Consider the following 18,868-nt stretch of genomic DNA (forward strand, 5'->3'; position numbering starts at 1 on the left):
ACCGCACTGCGGGATGGGCCGTGCCCGTCCTCCTGCTCAGCCTGGGCCTGATCGCCTGCGGCCGCGCGCCTGACGAGCACGGGCATGGTCATGACCACGGACAGGGCCACGACGAGGCCGCCGAGCCCATCGAGAAAGGCCCCAACAGCGGCCGCCTGCTCCGGCATGATGACTTCACCGTCGAACTTGCGATCATCGAAGACGGCGTGCCACCCGAGTACCGCGCCTGGGTCACCCGCCAGGGCGAGCCGCTGGCGCCGGAGACCGTGACGCTCACGGTGGAACTCAGCCGCCTGGACGGCGAGAAGAACCTGTTCCGCTTTGCCCCGCAGGGGGACTTTCTGCGCGGCGACGGCGTGGTCACCGAGCCGCATTCGTTCGACGTGGTGGTCAGCGCCGAACATGCGGGCCAAACCCATCGCTGGAACTACGAAAGCTACGAAGGCCGCGTGCGCATTGCCGCTGCGAGCGCCGAGGCTGCCGGTATCGTGGTCGAGAAAGCTGCGCCGCGCATGATCCGCGATGTACTGCCGCTGTTCGGGCGCATCACCGCGAATCCCGACGCCGTGCGTGCGGTGAGTGCGCGCTTTCCCGGCGCGATCAAGAGCGTTACGAAGTCGATCGGCGACCCCGTGAAGGCCGGTGAGGTTCTGGCGCACGTGGAGTCCGACGATTCCCTGCAGCTCTACGCGGTGACCTCGCCGATCACCGGCACGCTCACCGCGCGCAACGCCAACCCGGGCGAGCAGGCCGGTGCATCGGCGCTGTTCACCGTCAGTGACCTGTCCAAGGTCTGGGCTGAACTGTCGGTGTTCCCGCGCGACCTCGGGCGTTTGAAGGTCGGACAGCAACTTCGCCTGAGCGCGGTGGACGGCGAACGCAGCACCACCGGTCGCATCGTGCGCATCGCGCCTACCGGTGGCGATGCCAGCCAGGCACTGAAAGCCTGGGCGCAGTTCGAAGCCGGCGATGCAGGCTGGCCGCCCGGCCTGCACGTGAACGCCGAGGTGCTCACCGGTGGCAGCGAGGTGGCGCTGGCAGTGAAGACTTCCGGGCTGCAAAGCTTCCGCGACTTCACCGTGGTGTTCGCCAGAGTCGGCGAGACCTACGAGGTGCGCATGCTGGACCTCGGGCGCAGCGACGGCGAGTACGTGGAGGTGCTCGGCGGCCTCAAGCCGGATACCGACTACGTCAGCCGGAACAGTTACCTGATCAAGGCCGACATCGAGAAGTCGGGCGCCAGCCATGATCATTGAACCGCTGCTGCGCTTCGCGATCCGCCGCCGCGGGCTGATGCTGGTGCTGGTGTTCGCGCTTGCAAGCGTCGGCATCTGGAGCTTCCAGCACCTGCCGATCGACGCGGTGCCGGACATCACCAACGTGCAGGTGCAGATCAACACTGAAGCGCCCGGCTACACGCCGCTGGAAGCCGAACAGCGGGTGACGTATCCGGTGGAAACCGCGATGGCCGGCATGCCGAAGCTGGCGTACACGCGCTCGGTGTCGCGCTACGGTCTGTCGCAGGTAACGGTGGTATTCGAGGACGGTACCGACCTGTACTTCGCACGTCAGTTGATCTCGGAGCGGCTGCAGGCCTTGCAGTCAAAGCTGCCGTCGGGACTGGAACCGCAACTCGGACCCATCGCCACCGGCCTGGGCGAAATCTTCGTGTACACCGTGGACGCCGCGCCCAACGCGACGAACGAAGACGGCACCGCAATCACGCTGACCGATCTGCGCCAGGCGCAGGACTGGATCTTGCGTCCGCAATTGCTGCGCGTGCCTGGCGTGGTGGAGGTCAACAGCATCGGCGGCTTTGACCGGCAGTTTCACATCCTGCCCGACCCGGGCCGCCTGCTCGCATTTGGTCTGGGCATCAGCGACGTGGTGCGTGCGGTCGGGCAGAACAACGACAACCGCAGTGCGGGTTACATCGAGCGCAACGGCCAGCAGCAACTGATCCGGCTGCCAGGGCAAGCAACGGGTCTGGAGGACCTGTCGCGCATCGTGATTGCCGAACACGCCGGCACGCCGGTGCGCGTGAGCGATGTCGCGAGCCTCGGCATCGGCTCCGAGCTGCGCACTGGCGCTGCCACCCACAATGGCCGGGAGGCGGTACTCGGCACCGTGTTCATGCTGGTCGGCGAGAACAGCCGCACGGTGGCCAGGGCGGTCGCCGAAAAGCTGGAAGAAGCCAAGCGCAGCCTGCCGCCGGGGATCACGATCAACGTGGTGTACGACCGCACCAAGCTGGTCGAAAAGACCCTGGCGACGGTTACGACCAACCTGCTGGAAGGCGCGCTCCTGGTCATCGTGGTGCTGTTCCTGCTGCTCGGCAACATCCGCGCCGCACTGCTGACGGCAATGGTCATTCCAATGGCGATGCTGATGACCTTCACCGGCATGGTGCAGACAAAAGTCTCCGCCAACCTGATGAGTCTTGGCGCGCTGGATTTCGGCCTGATCGTGGATGGCGCCGTCATCATCGTGGAGAACTGTCTGCGCCGGCTCGGTCTGGCCACGGCAGGTGGCAGCAGACTGACTGAGCGCGAGCGCCTCGATGTCGTCTTCCACGCCACCAACGAAGTGATCCGCCCCAGCCTGTTCGGCGTCGGCATCATCACCGCGGTCTACCTGCCGATCTTTGCGCTGACCGGCGTCGAGGCAAAGATGTTTCACCCGATGGCGATCACTGTGGTCACTGCGCTGACCGCTGCGTTGCTGTTGTCGCTGACCTTCGTACCGGCCGCCGTCGCGTTGTTGATCCGCACTCCGGTTGCCGGGCACGACAACGCGCCGATGCGAGCGGCACGACGTGGCTATGCGCCGCTGCTGGCACTGGCGTTGCGCCTGCGTTATCCACTGCTGGTGCTGACGTTGGTGTTGGTGGTGGCCTGCGGCTGGCTTGCCACGCGCATGGGTTCGGAGTTCATGCCGAGCCTGGACGAAGGCGATGTCGCGCTGCACGCGCTGCGCATCCCCGGCACCAGCCTGACTCAAGCCGTGCAGATGCAGACGCAGCTCGAAGCCACGCTCAGCCGCGCGCCGGAAGTGCAACGCATCTTCACCAAGATCGGCACCGCGGAAGTCGCCAACGATCCGATGCCGCCGAACGTGGCCGACACCTTCGTGATGATGAAAGACCGCAGTCAGTGGCCGGATCCAGGCAAATCCAAGGCCGAGGTCGTTGAGGATCTGGAACGCCTCGCCGCCAGCGTGCCCGGCAACAACTACGAGTTCACCCAACCGATCCAGATGCGCTTCAACGAGCTGATCTCGGGGGTACGCTCCGACGTCGCCGTGAAAGTCTACGGCGATGATCTGGACAGGCTCGCGGAAGTCGCAACACGAATCGAGCAGGTGCTCGGCGCGGTGCCGGGCGCTGCCGACGTCAAGACCGAGCAGACCACCGGCCTGCCGATACTCACCGTCACACCGCGTCGCGAGGTGCTGGCGCGCTACGGCCTCAACGTCGCAGATCTGCAGGCGCTGGTGGCGGCTGCCTACGGCGGGGAGGTCGCCGGACTGCTCTACGAGGGCGACCGGCGCAGCGCCATCGTGGTGCGTCTGCCGGAAGCGCTGCGCAGCAACCCGGACGCGATGACGCGGCTGCCGGTGATGCTGCCGCGCGGGGGTTATGTGCCGCTCGGCGAAGTGGCGAAAGTGGAACTGGGTCTGGGCCCCAATGCGATCAACCGCGAACAGGGCAAGCGTCGCGTAGTGGTGACCGCCAATGTGCGTGGCCGCGATCTCGGTTCTTTCATCGCCGAGGTACAGGACAGGATGCAGGCACAGGTCAAGATTCCCCCGGGTTACTGGGTGGATTACGGCGGCACTTTCGAACAATTGCAGTCTGCGTCCAGGCGTCTGGCCATCGTGGTGCCAGCCACGCTCGCGCTGATTCTCGGGCTGCTGTGGCTCGCATTCGGCGCGCTGCGCGAGGCGCTGGTGATTTTCAGCGGCGTGCCGTTGGCGCTGACCGGTGGCGTGCTCGCACTGTGGCTACGCGACATTCCACTGTCGATCTCGGCCGGCGTGGGCTTCATCGCACTGTCCGGCATCGCGGTGCTCAACGGCCTGGTGATGATGAGCTTCATCAAGTCGCTGCTCGATACCGGTCGACCGCTGCACGAGGCGATCACCATCGGTGCGCTCACCCGGTTGCGCCCGGTGCTGATGACCGCGCTGGTCGCCGCACTGGGCTTTGTGCCGATGGCCTTCAACACCGGTATCGGTTCGGAGGTGCAGCGCCCGCTGGCGACGGTGGTGATCGGCGGCATCTTCAGCTCCACCCTGCTGACCTTGCTGGTGTTGCCGGCGCTGTACCGGGTGGTGGGTCGTCGCGCCGCCCCAGCGCCGCAGCCGTCGGCGCTATCGCCGAGCGCAGCGATGTAGAGCGGGGCTAGCCCGCATTTCTCACAGGTCGCCGGAGAATCCCTTGCCAGTTTCCATACTCACAGCGTTCTTCACGCTTGCTTCAGAAACAGACGGTCGGAGGCTTCTCCGGCGCGTTTGGCCTTGGCAGGGAGTGACTCAGTGTCACTCCCTGCTAGCCAAACGCCGGCGCTGGCCCGTCTGCGGCGCGCAGAGCTTGGAGTTCACTCAGCCCATAGAACCACTATGGGGTTCGCTCCACCCCGGCGCCCTGCACGTCCTCGACTCACAGCCATCGCTCGATCCCCCTGTGAGAAATGCGGGCTAGGCGGTGCCACGACTTGGGTTCGCTTGCGTCCCTGCGTAGCGGCTAGCGGCGCAATCAATCCGCGGGCCGTTCCTGTTCGCCGTCCCCGTCAGCATCTGCGCGATCAGGATCGGGGTCGGGGTCACCCTCGCCTACCGCCACCGCGGCCTGCTCCAGCCGCGCCATGGCGGCGTCGAGCCGGTCCAGATCCTTGATCTCGGGCAGCGCCGGCAGTTCGTCGAGCGAGCGCAGGTTGAAGTCGTCCAGAAACTGCGGCGTCGTGCCAAACAGCATGGGACGACCGGGCACTTCCTTGACGCCAAGTTCGCGGATCCAGCCGCGCTCCAGCAGGGTGCGCAGGATGTTGCTGGACACGGCGACGCCGCGGATGTCCTCGATCTCGCCGCGGGTGATCGGCTGGCGGTAGCAGACCAGGGCCAGGGTTTCGAGCAGGGCACGCGAGTAACGCGGCGGCTTTTCCTGCCACAGGCGGCCGACCCATTCGGCGTAGTCGCGCCGGACCTGGATGCGAAAGCCGCTGCCGACTTCCTTGAGTTCGGTGGCGCCGGAATCGATGCGCTGACCGAGCAGGTCGAGCGCGCTGCGCAGGTCCTTGCGGGTGACGCCGAGATCGGCGCCGAGCAGGCGGTGCAACTGGTCGAGCGACAGCGGCTGATCCGAGGACAGCAGCAGCGCTTCGAGGATGTGTTCCAGCCGCGTCAGCGCGGCCGGGTCGACGGCGACCTCGGAGACCGGCAGCTCGGCCTGATCGGGCGTGTCGTCGGCAGTGGATTCAGGCAGGTCGTTCATCGTTCGAAAGCGTCGTTGTCCTGCGTGTCGGCGGTGTCGTCGTCGCTCGCAGGCGGTGGGGCCGCATCGGTGGCGGCATCGACGTCCACGTACTGGCGCGGGCGCGCGGCATCGATCATCAGTTCGGCAAACGGATTTTCCTGCACCAGGTCGATCATCGACAGCTTGACCATCTCCAGGATCGCGAGCAGACATACGACCACCCCGGCCCGCCCCTCGCCGGGATCGCACAGATCGGCGAAATGCCGCGGGCCGTTGCGCACCAGTTCCAGGATGTGGGTCATGCGCTCGCGCACGGACAAGGGCTCGCGAGTCACCTGATGGCGCGTAAACAGCTCGGCACGCATCAGCACTTCGCGGAAAGCCAGCATCAGTTCGCGCAAGCTGGGCTGCGGCAGCGGCGCATCCATCGGAATGACTTCCGGTCGCGCCGAGGCCTGATGCAGTTCGCGGCCCATGCGCGGCAGCGCGTCGAGATGTTCGGCGGCCGTCTTGAAGCGTTCGTACTCCTGCAGCCGTCGCACCAGCTCCATGCGCGGATCGCCGGGATCTTCGTCTTCCACCGGCGCCCGCGGCAGCAGGATGCGCGACTTGATCTCCGCCAGCAGTGCCGCCATCACCAGATATTCGGCGGCCAGTTCCAGGCGCATCTCAGCCATCAGCCCGATGTACTGCATGTACTGCTGAGTGATGCGCAGCACCGGGATGTCGAGAATGTTGAGGTTCTGCCGGCGGATCAGGTACAGCAGCAGATCCAGCGGCCCCTCGAAGGTTTCCAGGAACACCTCCAGCGCATCCGGCGGGATGTAGAGATCCTCCGGCAGGCTGGAAAGCGGCTGTCCCATCACCGTGATGCGATGCGCGGTCTTCGCCGCGGCCGGGTCCGACGTTGCGTCCTCGATGACGTCCAGCTCGGTCATGCCGCGGTGTCCGGACTGAGCCGCCATTGCCACACGGCGCCGTCGTCGGGCTGCGTCACTTCGCCGTCCAGCGCAAAGCCGAGCTTGCGCAGGATGGCACCGGAGGCGCTCTCCCGCGGCAGGGTCTGCGCGAGTACGGTGAGACCGGGGTCGGCCGCGTGTGCACGCTGCACCAGTTGCCGCGTCATCTCCTGGGCGACACCGCGACCCTCGAAACCGGCAAAGGTCTGCAATGCAATTTCCACCACGCCATCCTGCGGCGGCGACTTGAACGCGCAGGTGCCCACCACATCGCCGTCCCAGTCGGCCAGGTAGCCGACCCAGGGCGGTTCGAAGCCGACGGCCTCGTAGAGATTGACGGTGCCTTCGATGGCGTCGCGTGCCGAGGGCGGCGTGTAGCCCGGACAGCGCGCGGGCGCGCCATCGGCGCCGATCTCGATCAGGCGCAGCTTCATTCGGGAATGAATCCGAGCGCGGCGTGCACGCGCTGCAGGGTGGCGTCGGCCACCGTCGAGGCACGTCGCGCGCCGTCGCGCAACACCGCGATCAAGCCGGCCTCGTCGGCACGCAGTTCGGCGTAGTGGGCCTGTACTGGCTTCAGGCATTCCACCACAGCGTCGGCCACCGCGGCCTTGAGCTTGCCGTAGCCCTGGCCGTTGAAGCGCTCCACGATGCTGTCGAAGGATTCACCGGTGGTGGCGGACAGGATCGACATCAGGTTGGAGACGCCGGGCTTTTCCTTGAGGTCGAAGCGCACCTCGGTGCCCAGATCGGTGACTGCGCGCTTGACCTTGCGAGTGATGCTGTCCGGCGGGTCCAGCAGGTAAATGGCGTCGGTCTCGGCGAAGCCGGATTTGCTCATCTTGGCGGTCGGTTCCTGCAATCCCATGATGCGCGCACCCACCGGCGGGATCATCGGCTCCGGCACCACGAACACCGGTGCCTGCTTGCTGCCGTGCGCATTGTTGAATCGGATCGCGACATCGCGCGTCAGTTCCAGGTGCTGCTTCTGGTCGTCGCCCACCGGCACACCAGTGGCGTCGTACAGCAGGATATCCGCGGCCATCAGCACCGGATAATCGAACAGTCCGGCGTTGATGTTGTCGACGTTTTTAGCGCTCTTGTCCTTGAACTGGGTCATGCGGTTGAGCTCGCCCATCTGCGTATAGCAATTGAGAACCCAGGCCAGTCGCGCGTGCGCCGCCACATGGCTTTGCACGAACAGCACGTTGCGCGCCGGATCCAGTCCGCAGGCGATGTACAGCGCAATGAATTCCAGGCAGCGATCACGCAGCACCGCCGGCTCCTGGCGCACGGTGATCGCATGCAGGTCCACCAGCATGTAGTAGCAATCGTGTGTCGCCGACAGCGGCACCCAGTTCTTGATCGCACCCAAGTAGTTGCCCAGCGTCAAACGACCGGACGGCTGAATGCCGGAGAGCACCACGGGACGTGTAGCGGTCATGCGTTATCCCAGCGAATGGATCCCGAAGGATCGATAGAGCAAGGTCTCGACCGTCACGAACGGCCAGAACAGAATTTTCCCGAGCAGCCCGGTGGCCAACAGACCGATCAGGATCAACAGTCCCCAGCGTTCCAGGTGCGACAACGGCACCGCCAGGCTGCGCGGCAGCAGCGCCACGGCGATGCGCCCGCCGTCGAGCGGCGGCAACGGCAGCAGGTTGAGCACCATCAGGATCACGTTGATGGTGACGCCGGCCACACACATATCGCGCATCAGGGTCCAGCCGCCGGTGGGAGACCCTTGCGCCTGGTAGACCCACAGCAACGCCACCCAACCGATGGCCATGATCAGGTTCGAACCGGGCCCGGCACCGGCCACCAGCGCCATGTCGCGCAACGGCGAACGCAGGCGCCCGAAGTTGACCGGCACCGGCTTGGCCCAGCCGAACAGGAAACCGCCCAGCCACAGCAGCAGGCCCGGCACCAGCAGGGTGCCGACCGGATCGATATGCCGGAACGGGTTCAGGCTCAGGCGCCCGGCACGCTCGGCGGTGTCATCGCCCAGGCTGCGCGCAGCGTAGCCATGCGCAGCTTCGTGCACGGTGATGGCAAGCAGAACGGGGACGGCCCAGACGGCGATCTTCTGGGCCAGGAGCTGGAATTCAGGCATCCCGGGATTATACGGGGGGTCGGGACCGGCTCGGGCTGCAACCGCCCCGGCATCGGCCGCGGATTACGCAGCCCACGACACGGTTCAGTTGCCTAAGCCCAGCCGGTCCAGCGCGCCCTTGCCGGCCCGCACCAGTTCCGGCGCGGTGCCGGTGAGATCGACCACCGTGGTGGGTTCCAGGCCGCAGTGGCCGCCGTCGATCACTACGTCCACCGCAGCATCCAGCGCGGCACGCCATTCCTCGGGCTCGGCCACCGGGTCGGTTTCGCCCGGAAAGATCAGCGTACAGCTGATCAGCGGTTCGCCCAGGGTTTCCAGCAGCGCCTGCGCCACCACGTGCTCCGGCACCCGGATACCGATGGTCTTGCGCTTTTCGTGCGCCACCCGCCGCGGCAGTTCCTTGGTCGCGTCGAGCACGAAAGTGTAAGGCCCCGGCGTGTGCTGCTTGAGCAGGCGGAACTGCCAGTTGTCGACCTTGGCGTAGGTGGAGATTTCCGACAGGTCCCGACACACCAGGGTGAACTGGTGATGGCGGTCGAACTGGCGAATCTTGCGCAGGCGCTCGGCGGCTTCTTTGTCGTCGAGCTGGCAGCCGAGCGCGTAGCAGGAATCGGTGGGATAGGCGATCACCGCGCCCTGGCGCAGCCGCACCGCCACCTGCGCCAGGGTGCGCTTCTGCGGGTTGTCGGGGTGTATCTCGAACCAGTCGGCCACGGGGTATCGTTTTCCAGATTCAGCGGCAAGCCATGCGCTGCGCGCAGATTTCGGCGGGTGGGCTGCCAACGTCGAAATCCATCAGCACGCCCGATACGTAAACAACCAAGTCGGCCTCCTATAATGCCCCAATGAACTCCATCATCGACCTGCTGCCCGGCATCGCGTTCCTGATCGCGCTGTTTGTCGGCGATATCTTCATTGCCACCGCGGTGCTCATCGTGGCCATGATCGCGCTGGCCGGCTGGCATTGGTGGCGCACCGGCAAGCCGCACAAGATGCACACCTTCGGTGCCATCGCGGTGCTGGTGCTGGGCGGGACCACCCTGCTGCTCAACGACTCCAGCTTCGTCAAGTACAAGACTTCGGTGGTCAACGGCGTGATCGCGCTGGCGTTCCTGGGTTCGCACTTCATCGGCAGCAAGGTATTGCTGCAGCGCATTCCGCAAACCACCTTGCAGATGCCGGACGCGGTGTGGCGGCGGGTGAGCCTGGCCTGGGTCTGCTTCTTTGCCGGCGTGGCGCTGCTCAATCTCTACGTGATGCATCACTTCAACGATCAAACCTGGGGCGTGTTCAAAACCGTGGGCGTGAGCGTGATGATGTTCGTATTCATGATGGCGCACCTGCCCTTCCTGTGGCGTTACCTGCCGCAGGAAGAAGCGCCTTCGTCATCTTCCAAGCCCGGTTAACCCCATGCTCTACGTCATCTACGGTATCGACGCACCCGGCTCCGGTCCGCGCCGTGCGGACGCCCGGCCCGCGCATCTGGAACGCCTGCAAGCCCTGCATCGCGAGGGGCGTATCGCGATGGTCGGGCCGTTGCCGGTCATCGACGCCCCCTCGCTTGAAGGCGGCATCGCCGGCAGCCTGATCGTGGCCGAGTTCGAAAGCCTGGACGCCGCCAAGGCCTGGGTCGCCGCCGATCCCTACACTGAAGCCGGTGTCTACGCCTCGGTCGATATCCGCCCGTTTCTGCGACTCACGCTGTCATGAATGACGCGCGGATGGCGCGCATCCGCGATGCGCTGCTACAGCAATTCCCCGACGCCGAGCTGGACCTGCAGGACGAATCGCATCTGCATGCCGGGCATGCAGGTGCGGCCAGCGGCCGCGGCCACTACCGTCTGCGCATCAGCTCGCAAGCCTTTGACGGCCAGACGCCGGTGGCGCGCCATCGCGCGATCTACGCCGCACTCGGCGAGCTGATGCAGACCGACATCCACGCGCTGGCCATCGACGCGCGCTTGCGCTGAGCGACCAGGTCGACGTACGACGACGCGGTACACGGAATTCGACGAGTCGCGACCGGGCCCTTGGCGTCAGGTTGCGGCTCAGGAACGCGGGCCCTGCATTTGACGTCGGCGCTCATCGGCTGCCGCGTCGGCATCGCGGTCGTGTTGGCATTCCAGGCAGACCGCTGCGCAAGGATCAGTCTGCAAGCGACGTATATCGAGCATCTCGTCGCAATCTTCGCATCGACCGTAAGTGTCATTCTCTAATCGCTGCAGGGCGCCACGCACCCGGCTCAGCCTGCTGATCGCCCGCTGTTCTGCCGCCTTTGCCATGGCTTGTTGCTGTAGCGCATCCATGCGCGACAGCCGCCCGACTGCGGCCTGATCGAGTTCCACCACCGTGGCGGCTGATTTGCGCTGGTCGATGCTGTTCTGCAACTCCCGTTCTGCCACCAGCAGTTGCTCATGCAGCGCACGAATTTGCTCGGCTGAAAGTCCGGTCATCGATCAGTGTCTCCCCTGCCTGCTATTCACTCGCGTCATGCGTCGGCGACGAAATGACTCGACGCTGCCACCCTCATCGTCCACAATGTTGCAATGCACCATCACTTCTCTTGCCTGGGCTCGACGCCACCATAAGGCGTCCCCGCGGCGGGGCCTCCCCTGCCTTGCGTTGCCCTAGTTGCGCTACCGCGTCGCCCGCGCCCCTTTCTCACACCCGATCCGCCCGCGCGGCCTGCATCCGGCCGCGCTGCGATCCGGTGGCTGTTCGGAGTTCTCAGTTCATGCTGTCCCCGCACGTCATCAAAACCAACTTGCTCAGCGGTCTGACCGTGGCCTTGGCCATGGTCCCCGAAGCCATCGCCTTTGCCCTCGTTGCTCAGGTCTCCCCTCTCACCGGGCTTTACGCCGCTTTCATCGTTGCGCTGATCACCTCAGCGTTCGGCGGGCGCCCCGGCATGATTTCGGGTGCAACCGGGGCGCTCGCGGTGGTGATGGTGGCACTGGTGGTCGAGCACGGCGTGGAGTACCTGTTCGCCACCGTGGTGTTGATGGGCCTGCTGCAGTTGGTGTTCGCCGCCGCGCGTCTCGGCAAGTTCATCCGCATGGTGCCGCATCCGGTCATGCTGGGCTTCGTCAACGGCCTGGCCATCGTGATCTTCCTGGCGCAGTTCAGCCATTTCAAGACGACCGATGCCGACGGCATCGCGCAATGGATGCAGGGCCTGCCGCTATACGTGATGGCGGGCCTGATCGCGCTGACCATGCTGGTGATCTACCTGCTGCCCAAATTGACCAAGGCGGTGCCGGCGACATTGGTCGCGATCATCGCGGTGTCGCTGCTGGTGATCGGTCTGGATATCGACACCAGGACCGTGGGCGACCTGGGTTCGATCAAGGGCGGACTGCCGGATTTCCATATCCCGGCGGTGCCGTTCAACTTCGACACGCTGATGATCGTGTTGCCGTACTCGTTGATCCTCGCCGCCATCGGCCTGATCGAGTCCTTGCTGACCTTGAACCTGATCGACGAAATGACCGATACCCGCGGCCGCCCCAACAAGGAGTGCGCGGCACAGGGCGCCGCCAACGTGGTGACGGGCTTCTTCGGCGGCATGGGTGGTTGCGCCATGATCGGCCAGAGCATGATCAACGTGAACAGCGGTGCGCTGCATCGCCTGTCGGGCATCGCCACCGCGCTGTTCCTGCTCTCGTTCATCCTGTTCGGTTCGGCGCTGATCGAACAGATTCCACTGGCGGCGCTGATCGGCGTGATGTTCGTGGTGGCGGAAAAGACCTTCGAGTGGAGCAGCTTTCGCCTGTTCGGCAAGGTCCCGCGCGCCGATGTCGGGGTCGGGCTGCTGGTGGCCGGCGTCACCGTGCTCGCCGATCTTGCGGTGGCGGTGATCGTCGGCGTGATCGTCTCAGCCCTGGTCTTCGCCTGGGAGCACGCCAAGCACGTGCGCATCACATCCTCGGTGCTGTCCGTGCGCCGCAAGGTCTACGAGGTACACGGGACGCTGTTCTTTGCCTCCACCGCCGACTTCCAGCAGCAGTTCGCGCCCAAGGATGATCCGGCGGAAGTGGAGATCGATTTTCGCGCCGCCAAGCTGATGGATCACTCCGCCATCGACGCCGTGAATACCCTTGCTGAGCGCTATCAGCGTGCCGGCAAGCAGCTCAAGCTGCGTCACCTCAGTACGGACTGCCTGGAACTCCTCGACCGTGCGAAGTCGATGATCGAGGTGAACTACCGCGAAGACCCAACCTACCGGGTGGCCGACGACAAGCTGGCGTGATGCAGGGCTTTAGCGCGCGACCGCGAACGGCGCTGCACCTCAGCGCACCTGCAGCGGCAGGCTCACCGAGCCGGTTACCGTCACCGGAACGGGCGCCAGCGACAACAGCGCGTTGTTGAGGAAGTACGGATGAAACCCGAACAGCAGCAGGCCGACTTCGTCGCCGGGTTGCAGCACTTCCCGCACTCCCACCAGGTCCAGCTCCACGTTGCCGGCGGCGCGCACCGGCGTCACCTGGTCGTTGATCGTGACCGCATCGCCGTTGCCGCCGCGGCGTAGACCCAGACCCACGAACAGCGGCGGCTGACCGGCGCCGCCGGAGAACTGCAGGCTGGCCTGCGGGATGCCCGCCAGGGCTTGCGCGGTGCCGATGGTTTGCAGCGGCACGTAGACCGGCGCGGCCGCGAGTTGCTGCAACAGCTCATAGGGCAGCAGGTTGACGATGTCCGGCAGCAGCGCGATGAAATCCTCGGTGTAGCCCAGATCGCTGCCCGGCGGGTTCTGCACGACGCCCAGCACCAGGTTCACCGCCTCGGGGCCCAGACCGGCCAGGGTGCTCAGCAGGGTTTGCAGCGGCAGGCCGCTCAGCAGGTTCACGACTTGCCCGGCGCCGCCGGGAATCACCGCGGTAGGCGGCAGCCCGACGGTCTGACCACCGTAAGGCATTGGCGCGCAGGCAGGCGAGGTTGTCGGCCGCCTCGTTGAAGTTGAACAGCACGTCGTTGCTGCCCTGCACGAAGAACGCGTCCACCGCCGGCGCACCGCGGCCGTCTGCGCGGTTGCCGGCGCAGAATGATGCGAGGCTGCGCCGCTCGAACTGCGCCAGGGTTTCTGCGCTGACGGTGCCCAGGGTCGCCTGCAGGTAGGCCGTATAAACGAACGGCACGAACTGGAACGCGGCCGGTGCAGCGCCCACAAAAAGGATGTCGAGCCAGATGGTCTTGGGCACACCGGCCGGCGCCAGGCTGTAGCGCAGATCGTTCCAGGTGGCGGTGGGAACGATGGCATCGAAGCGCGCATCCACGCTGCTGCCGATGAGCTGAAAGCCGCCGCCGTAGCTCAGACCCACCGCGCCCACCAGCGGATCACCGCCGCTGCGCGCGAGATGCGGCAGGGTGGTCTCGGCCCAGTCGATGATGGCCGAGATGTTGCGCCCGTCCACGTCGGGGTCCATCACCGTCACCGGGCCGCTGGACTGGCCAAACCCGCGCTGATCGAAGCTGATCACGTAGTAGCCGGCGTTCCACGCCGCGGTGGCCGCGTCGCCGGTGACGTCGGCGCTGAGGAAATTACCGAGCGGATTGCCACCTTCGAAATTGCGCGCACGCGCCAGGCCGAAGCCGTGACCGTGAAGGACCAGAGGTGCGGCCTCGTCAGCCGCCAGTGCCGGCTGGTAAACGGTGATGCCGATGACCCGCCCGTCCGGTGCCGGAATGGTGCCGTCGAAGATGATGGCCTTGCTGGTGGCCGCTGCACTGATCGCGTCCGGATTGGCGGGGTCCGACACCGGATCGCTGGAAGGACAGGCGGTCAGCAGTGCAGCCAGCAACACGACCGGCAGACCTCGGCGGTTCAGGGGACTCACGTCAGGGGACTCACGGCGCGCCTTCCTTGGAGTTCGTTGCGTGCGGCAGCCTAGCAGCGACCTTGCGGCCGCGACTTGGCTCGCCGAACCCAGGGTCCTGTCGCCACCGCGCGCGACTGCGCGAGCTTGGATTCTGGCGCTGCGGCCGCTATCGTCCGCGGCCCTTTTTGGCCGCCCCTAGCCGCATGACCCAGCCCGCCGACAGCAGCGCAAGACGCATCCACCAGACACTTGCAGTCGAGATAGGCGCGCAGACGCGCCAGGTGGACGCCGCGGTGAGCCTGCTTGACGAGGGCGCCACCGTTCCCTTCATCGCGCGCTATCGCAAGGAAGTCACGGGTGGACTGGACGACACCCAGTTGCGGCTGCTGGAAGAGCGCCTGGGCTATCTGCGCGAGATGGAAGATCGCCGCGCCGCGGTGATCGAATCCATCCGCAGCCAGGACAAGCTCAGCGAGGAGCTGGAGACCCGTCTGCAGGCGGCTACCACCAAGGTCGAGATCGAAGACCTGTACCTGCCCTACAAGCCCAAGCGGCGCACCCGCGCCGAGATGGCGCGCGAACGCGGGCTGGAGCCGCTGGCCGACCTGCTGCTGCGGGATCGCACGCAGACTCCGGTGCAAGCCGCGCAAGCCTTCGTGCAGGGCGAGGTGGCCGATGCCAAGGCGGCGCTGGAGGGCGCGCGCGACATCCTCACCGAGCGCTTTGCCGAGGACGCTGCGCTGCTCGGCACCCTGCGCCAGTACCTGCGCGACCGCAGCGTGCTGCGCTCGCGCGTGTTCGATGGCAAGACCGAAGCCGGTGCCAAGTTCTCCGACTACTTCGATCACGCCGAACCCTGGGCCGGGGTGGCCGGACATCGCGCACTGGCGATGATGCGCGGTCGCGCCGAGGAGATCCTGACCCTGGAGATCGAAATCGACGCCGACGATCCCTCACCGGTCAAGCCGGTGGAACGCATGATCGCGGCCAGTCAGGCCATCCGTGCCGACGGCGGTGCCGCCGACGCCTGGCTGATGGAGGTGGTGCGCTGGACCTGGCGGGTGAAGCTGTCGATGAATCTGTCGGTGGACCTGATGATGGAACTGCGCCAGCGCGCCGAGGCCGAGGCCATCCAGGTGTTCGCCACCAACCTGAAAGACCTGCTGCTCGCCGCACCCGCTGGCTCCAGACCCACCTTGGGCCTGGACCCCGGCATCCGCACCGGCGTCAAGGTGGCGGCCATCGACGGCACTGGCAAAGTGCTTGAAACGGCCACGGTCTATCCGTTTCAGCCCCGCAACGACATGCGCGGCGCACAGGCCGAGCTGGCGCGCATCATCCGCCAGCACGGCATCGAGCTGATCGCCATCGGCAACGGCACCGCCAGCCGCGAGACCGAAAAGCTGGTGGAAGAACTGCTGCCCGCGCTGGGCGAGCCGCGCCCGCGCAAGGTCGTGGTCAGCGAAGCCGGCGCCTCGGTTTACTCGGCGTCGGAAACGGCGGCCAGGGAATTTCCGAATCTGGATGTGTCATTGCGCGGCGCGGTGTCCATCGCCCGCCGCCTGCAGGACCCGCTCGCAGAACTGGTCAAGATCGATCCGAAGTCCATCGGCGTCGGCCAGTACCAGCACGATGTCGATCAGCATCGCCTGGCCAGAGCGCTGGACACGGTGGTGGAAGACGCGGTGAACGCCGTCGGCGTGGACCTCAACACCGCGTCGGCGCCACTGTTGGCACGGGTGTCCGGACTGGGCGGTTCGTTGGCTGAAGCGATCGTGCTGCACCGCGACCGTGCGGGCGCGTTCCCGACGCGCAAGGCCCTACTGGAGATACCGCGCCTGGGGCCCAAGACCTTCGAACAATGCGCCGGCTTTCTGCGCATCCGCGACGGCAACGAGCCGCTGGACGCGTCTGGCGTGCATCCCGAGGCCTACGAGGTGGCGCGCAGGATCGTGCAGGCCTGCGGCCGCGACCTGCGTGCGGTGATGGGCGACCGCAGTGCGTTCAAGCAACTCGATCCGCGCCAGTTCGCCGACGAACGCTTCGGTCTGCCCACGGTGCGCGACATCCTCGCCGAGCTGGAAAAGCCCGGTCGCGATCCACGCCCGGAATTCCGCACCGCCACGTTTGCGGACGGCATCAACGCGGTGGCCGATCTCAAGCCCGGCATGGTGCTGGAAGGCACGGTCACCAATGTCGCGGCGTTCGGCGCCTTCGTCGATATCGGCGTGCATCAGGACGGTCTGGTTCACGTCTCGCAACTGGCCGACCGCTTCGTCAAGGACCCGCGCGAAGTGGTCAAGGCCGGGCAGATCGTCAAGGTGCGCGTGGTGGACGTGGACCTCAAGCGCCAGCGCATCGCGCTGAGCATGAAGAAGGACGACGGCAGTGCACCCGCCGTCAGCGGTTCGCGTGGAGAAGATCGCCGTGCGCCGGATCGGCGCAGCACGCGGCCGGCCAAAACCCCCGCGGCATCTGTTCCTCAGGGTTCCCTGGGCGCCGCGCTGGCGGATGCCTTGCGCAAACCCTGAACGTCGGGTTGCCGGAAGGAGACCCGCTCAGCCCGCCCCGCCGGTCCAGCAGCCGCGCTCCGTACCGCGCGAGATCACGTAGTCCAGTTCATCCTGCAGTTCGGCCTTACGCTCGGCGCCAACAGACTTGCCCAGTGCGGTTTTCAGTTCGCTGCGCGAGTTCTTGAGCGCCCGGCATGCGTCGGTTTCGGTGACGTGGGTCACCGGCGCGGCATAACGATCCTGCTGCACCGGTTCGGCCATCTTCAAGGTCGGTTCACCGACCTCCTTGCGCGCGCCCAAGCCTGCAGCGCGAGCGGGCCCTGCACCGCCTTCCGCAGCCGGATAGTTCCCTTGCAATACGTCGCCACCATCGAGCACTTCAACGCCGTCGGCGGGCCCCAATCCGATATCGGCGCGGTGCGCGTAGCCGATTCCCAGCACCAGGACCGCCGCAATTCCCACCACGGCCCAAAGGCCGCTCTTGTCTTCGCCGCGCTTGGCGGGCCGGCGACGTGCGGGAACATCGCGGGGCGGTGTCTGCAGAGGGTCCATAAGCGTGGCAGTGCGTCCAGAATGGGGCGGCGCAACATTACCACCGCCGCGTCCCCCGCGGAGACGCGCGGCGAACGCGCGGCGAACTCAGGCGGCGACAGGCTTCCAGTCTCGCAGTTGCGCCAGGGTAGTGGCCTCATTCTCCTGGTATCTGACAAAGGCCTCGTACACGCTCATCTGCGTGTCGACCGACTTGCCGTGGCCAAGGTAGATGAGCTGCAAGCAGTACCAACCGAGGCCACCAAAGGCCTCGATCAGATCCCGGGTGGCCTGGTCCGATACATCAGGCACCACCGCCGGGTCGAGCTTCAGGTTGCGCTCGTGGGCGGGACTCATCTCCACGCTGCCGTCCAGCAGCTTGCGCGGCAGGTCCTGGTCCACGCACAGCGGCCGGCCCAGACCCACTACGTCCAGGCCGCCGCTTTCAAGCGCTGCCGTCATTGCCGCCCGCGAGCGAAACCCGCCGGTGATCATCAGCGGGATGTCGCACACCGGACGGATCTTCTGCGCAAATTCGAGAAAGTAGGCCTCGCGCTTGCGCGTGCTTTCGCGTACCACGCTGCCGTCGGTGCCCTCGCCCTCACCGCTGCCCAGCATCTGCAATTGCTCGTAGTTGCCGCCCGAAATCTCAAGCAGATCGACGCCGGCCTCGTGCAGCCAGCGCACCACGTGCAGACATTCGTCGCTGTCGAACCCGCCTTTCTGGAAATCGGCTGAATTCATCTTGACGCTGATCGGAAAGTCCGGCCCGGTGGCCTTGCGAATGGCGCGATACACCTCGAGCAAGGCGCGCGCACGGTTTTCCAGCGAGCCGCCCCAGGCGTCGGTGCGCTGATTCGACAGCGGGCTGAGGAACTGCGACAGCAGATAGCCGTGAGCGGCATGGATCTGCACGCCGGTGAAACCCGCTTCGCGCGCGGTGCGGGCCACGTGCGCCCAACGTCGGATCACGTCCAGGATCTGCGCTTCGGTCATCGCGCGTGGCGGCGCGAACTTGTCGCCGGCCATCCGCAGCGGGATCGCCGACGGCGCCAGCGGCGCGCCGTTGAGTTCGCCGGGCGTCTGGCGGCCCGGGTGATTGATCTGCATCCACAAGTGATTTCCGGCTTCGGTGCCGGCTCTGGCATAGGCCTTGAGCGCCTCAAGGCCGCCGTTGTTGTCGATGACCAGGTTGCCCGGCCGTTCGAGATGGCTGCGATCAACCTGCACGTTGCCGGTGAGGAGCAGACCGGCCCCGCCCTGCGACCAGCCGCGATACAGGCGCTCGTGACGGTCGGTGGCGCAATGGTATTCGTCGGCCAGACCCTCGGTCATCGCGGCCTTGGCGATGCGGTTGGACAACACCACGCCGCAGGGCAGCTTGAGCGGTTGCGCGAGCAGGTTTTGCATGCTTGGGTACTCCAGATGGTCAAACCCGCAATGCTGGGCGGCCACCGCCGGGT

The 18,868-nt window shown here is 66.1% G+C and carries 18 protein-coding genes; 7 read left to right on the forward strand and 11 right to left on the reverse strand.

Going from position 1 to position 18,868, the window contains the following annotated elements; genetic code table 11:
* Positions 1–20: 20 nt before the first annotated feature.
* Both ACOOHP_RS12265 and ACOOHP_RS12270 read left to right on the forward strand, forming a co-directional pair.
* The gene (locus ACOOHP_RS12265) at positions 21–1,256 is read left to right on the forward strand and encodes an efflux RND transporter periplasmic adaptor subunit (RefSeq protein WP_420466709.1); all 1,236 of its coding nucleotides are present in this window, start codon (positions 21–23) and stop codon (positions 1,254–1,256) included.
* Complete coding sequence (locus tag ACOOHP_RS12270; protein ID WP_420466980.1) at positions 1,249–4,395, forward strand: efflux RND transporter permease subunit; 3,147 nt, start codon at positions 1,249–1,251, stop codon at positions 4,393–4,395. The genes ACOOHP_RS12265 and ACOOHP_RS12270 overlap by 8 nt, the downstream gene beginning before the upstream one ends.
* A gap of 361 nt (positions 4,396–4,756) precedes the next feature.
* On the opposite strand, the gene scpB is transcribed toward ACOOHP_RS12270, so the two are convergent.
* From scpB to ACOOHP_RS12300, 6 genes are all read right to left on the reverse strand, one after another.
* A complete protein-coding gene (gene scpB / locus ACOOHP_RS12275) occupies positions 4,757–5,491 on the reverse strand; it encodes an SMC-Scp complex subunit ScpB (protein ID WP_420466710.1) in 735 nt (244 codons plus the stop codon).
* The gene (locus ACOOHP_RS12280; protein WP_420466711.1) at positions 5,488–6,411 is read right to left on the reverse strand and encodes a segregation and condensation protein A; all 924 of its coding nucleotides are present in this window, start codon (positions 6,409–6,411) and stop codon (positions 5,488–5,490) included. The genes scpB and ACOOHP_RS12280 overlap by 4 nt, the downstream gene beginning before the upstream one ends.
* Positions 6,408–6,866, reverse strand: a complete 459-nt coding sequence (locus tag ACOOHP_RS12285; protein ID WP_420466712.1) for a GNAT family N-acetyltransferase — start codon at positions 6,864–6,866, stop codon at positions 6,408–6,410. The genes ACOOHP_RS12280 and ACOOHP_RS12285 overlap by 4 nt, the downstream gene beginning before the upstream one ends.
* Positions 6,863–7,876: a tryptophan--tRNA ligase gene (gene trpS, locus ACOOHP_RS12290; RefSeq protein ID WP_420466713.1), complete on the reverse strand. Its 1,014-nt coding sequence runs from the start codon at positions 7,874–7,876 to the stop codon at positions 6,863–6,865. Before trpS ends, ACOOHP_RS12285 begins: the two co-directional genes overlap by 4 nt.
* Before the next feature lie 3 nt (positions 7,877–7,879).
* Complete coding sequence (locus tag ACOOHP_RS12295) at positions 7,880–8,545, reverse strand: site-2 protease family protein (RefSeq protein WP_420466714.1); 666 nt, start codon at positions 8,543–8,545, stop codon at positions 7,880–7,882.
* 84 nt (positions 8,546–8,629) lie between these two features.
* Positions 8,630–9,259, reverse strand: coding sequence for an L-threonylcarbamoyladenylate synthase (locus tag ACOOHP_RS12300; RefSeq protein ID WP_420466715.1), 630 nt, complete (start codon positions 9,257–9,259; stop codon positions 8,630–8,632).
* Between the two features lie 131 nt (positions 9,260–9,390).
* On the opposite strand from ACOOHP_RS12300, the gene ACOOHP_RS12305 reads away from it, so the two are divergent.
* Genes ACOOHP_RS12305 through ACOOHP_RS12315 form a run of 3 tightly spaced genes read left to right on the forward strand, consistent with a single transcriptional unit; the run spans position 9,391 to position 10,515 of the window.
* Entirely contained in the window at positions 9,391–9,951 is a 561-nt protein-coding gene (locus ACOOHP_RS12305; RefSeq protein ID WP_420466716.1) for an inner membrane-spanning protein YciB, read from the forward strand.
* A gap of 4 nt (positions 9,952–9,955) precedes the next feature.
* Entirely contained in the window at positions 9,956–10,255 is a 300-nt protein-coding gene (locus ACOOHP_RS12310) for a YciI family protein (protein WP_420466717.1), read from the forward strand.
* Positions 10,252–10,515 (forward strand): BolA family protein, encoded by a 264-nt coding sequence (locus tag ACOOHP_RS12315; RefSeq protein WP_420466718.1) that lies wholly within the window; start codon positions 10,252–10,254, stop codon positions 10,513–10,515. Before ACOOHP_RS12310 ends, ACOOHP_RS12315 begins: the two co-directional genes overlap by 4 nt.
* Positions 10,516–10,593: 78 nt before the next feature.
* Here the strand turns inward: ACOOHP_RS12315 and ACOOHP_RS12320 are convergent, their stop codons facing one another.
* Positions 10,594–10,998 carry a TraR/DksA family transcriptional regulator gene (locus ACOOHP_RS12320; RefSeq protein ID WP_420466719.1) on the reverse strand — a complete coding sequence of 135 codons (405 nt, stop codon included), beginning with the start codon at positions 10,996–10,998 and terminating at the stop codon, positions 10,594–10,596.
* Between the two features lie 281 nt (positions 10,999–11,279).
* On the opposite strand from ACOOHP_RS12320, the gene ACOOHP_RS12325 reads away from it, so the two are divergent.
* The gene (locus tag ACOOHP_RS12325; RefSeq protein ID WP_420466720.1) at positions 11,280–12,794 is read left to right on the forward strand and encodes a SulP family inorganic anion transporter; all 1,515 of its coding nucleotides are present in this window, start codon (positions 11,280–11,282) and stop codon (positions 12,792–12,794) included.
* A gap of 39 nt (positions 12,795–12,833) precedes the next feature.
* Here ACOOHP_RS12325 and ACOOHP_RS12330 read toward each other — a convergent pair whose 3' ends face one another.
* Together ACOOHP_RS12330 and ACOOHP_RS12335 are read right to left on the reverse strand one after the other, a co-directional pair.
* The gene (locus ACOOHP_RS12330; RefSeq protein WP_420466721.1) at positions 12,834–13,301 is read right to left on the reverse strand and encodes a hypothetical protein; all 468 of its coding nucleotides are present in this window, start codon (positions 13,299–13,301) and stop codon (positions 12,834–12,836) included.
* Complete coding sequence (locus tag ACOOHP_RS12335) at positions 13,216–14,379, reverse strand: CocE/NonD family hydrolase (RefSeq protein ID WP_420466722.1); 1,164 nt, start codon at positions 14,377–14,379, stop codon at positions 13,216–13,218. The genes ACOOHP_RS12330 and ACOOHP_RS12335 overlap by 86 nt, the downstream gene beginning before the upstream one ends.
* A 185-nt stretch (positions 14,380–14,564) precedes the next feature.
* Here ACOOHP_RS12335 and ACOOHP_RS12340 point away from each other — a divergent pair, with 185 nt between their 5' ends.
* On the forward strand, positions 14,565–16,892 hold the full coding sequence (locus tag ACOOHP_RS12340) for a Tex family protein (protein WP_420466723.1): 2,328 nt from the start codon (positions 14,565–14,567) through the stop codon (positions 16,890–16,892).
* A 27-nt stretch (positions 16,893–16,919) separates the two neighbouring features.
* Here the strand turns inward: ACOOHP_RS12340 and ACOOHP_RS12345 are convergent, their stop codons facing one another.
* Positions 16,920–17,426 carry a hypothetical protein gene (locus ACOOHP_RS12345; RefSeq protein ID WP_420466724.1) on the reverse strand — a complete coding sequence of 169 codons (507 nt, stop codon included), beginning with the start codon at positions 17,424–17,426 and terminating at the stop codon, positions 16,920–16,922.
* Between the two features lie 87 nt (positions 17,427–17,513).
* Positions 17,514–18,815 carry an NADH:flavin oxidoreductase/NADH oxidase family protein gene (locus ACOOHP_RS12350; RefSeq protein WP_420466725.1) on the reverse strand — a complete coding sequence of 434 codons (1,302 nt, stop codon included), beginning with the start codon at positions 18,813–18,815 and terminating at the stop codon, positions 17,514–17,516.
* Between the last annotated feature and the right edge of the window lie 53 nt (positions 18,816–18,868).

Origin of the sequence: Panacagrimonas sp. (assembly GCF_965216805.1) — a bacterium.
Lineage (GTDB): Bacteria > Pseudomonadota > Gammaproteobacteria > Nevskiales > Nevskiaceae > Panacagrimonas.

Bases quoted from the DNA above. Each gene is read 5' to 3' on its own strand.
- ACOOHP_RS12350 (WP_420466725.1), bottom strand. From the start codon at position 18,815: ATGCAAAACCTGCTCGCGCAACCGCTCAAGCTGCCCTGCGGCGTGGTG.
- ACOOHP_RS12285 (WP_420466712.1), bottom strand. From the start codon at position 6,866: ATGAAGCTGCGCCTGATCGAGATCGGCGCCGATGGCGCGCCCGCGCGC.
- trpS (WP_420466713.1), bottom strand. From the start codon at position 7,876: ATGACCGCTACACGTCCCGTGGTGCTCTCCGGCATTCAGCCGTCCGGT.
- ACOOHP_RS12320 (WP_420466719.1), bottom strand. From the start codon at position 10,998: ATGACCGGACTTTCAGCCGAGCAAATTCGTGCGCTGCATGAGCAACTG.
- scpB (WP_420466710.1), bottom strand. From the start codon at position 5,491: ATGAACGACCTGCCTGAATCCACTGCCGACGACACGCCCGATCAGGCC.
- ACOOHP_RS12315 (WP_420466718.1), top strand. From the start codon at position 10,252: ATGAATGACGCGCGGATGGCGCGCATCCGCGATGCGCTGCTACAGCAA.
- ACOOHP_RS12325 (WP_420466720.1), top strand. From the start codon at position 11,280: ATGCTGTCCCCGCACGTCATCAAAACCAACTTGCTCAGCGGTCTGACC.
- ACOOHP_RS12305 (WP_420466716.1), top strand. From the start codon at position 9,391: ATGAACTCCATCATCGACCTGCTGCCCGGCATCGCGTTCCTGATCGCG.
- ACOOHP_RS12280 (WP_420466711.1), bottom strand. From the start codon at position 6,411: ATGACCGAGCTGGACGTCATCGAGGACGCAACGTCGGACCCGGCCGCG.
- ACOOHP_RS12295 (WP_420466714.1), bottom strand. From the start codon at position 8,545: ATGCCTGAATTCCAGCTCCTGGCCCAGAAGATCGCCGTCTGGGCCGTC.
- ACOOHP_RS12310 (WP_420466717.1), top strand. From the start codon at position 9,956: ATGCTCTACGTCATCTACGGTATCGACGCACCCGGCTCCGGTCCGCGC.
- ACOOHP_RS12340 (WP_420466723.1), top strand. From the start codon at position 14,565: ATGACCCAGCCCGCCGACAGCAGCGCAAGACGCATCCACCAGACACTT.
- ACOOHP_RS12345 (WP_420466724.1), bottom strand. From the start codon at position 17,426: ATGGACCCTCTGCAGACACCGCCCCGCGATGTTCCCGCACGTCGCCGG.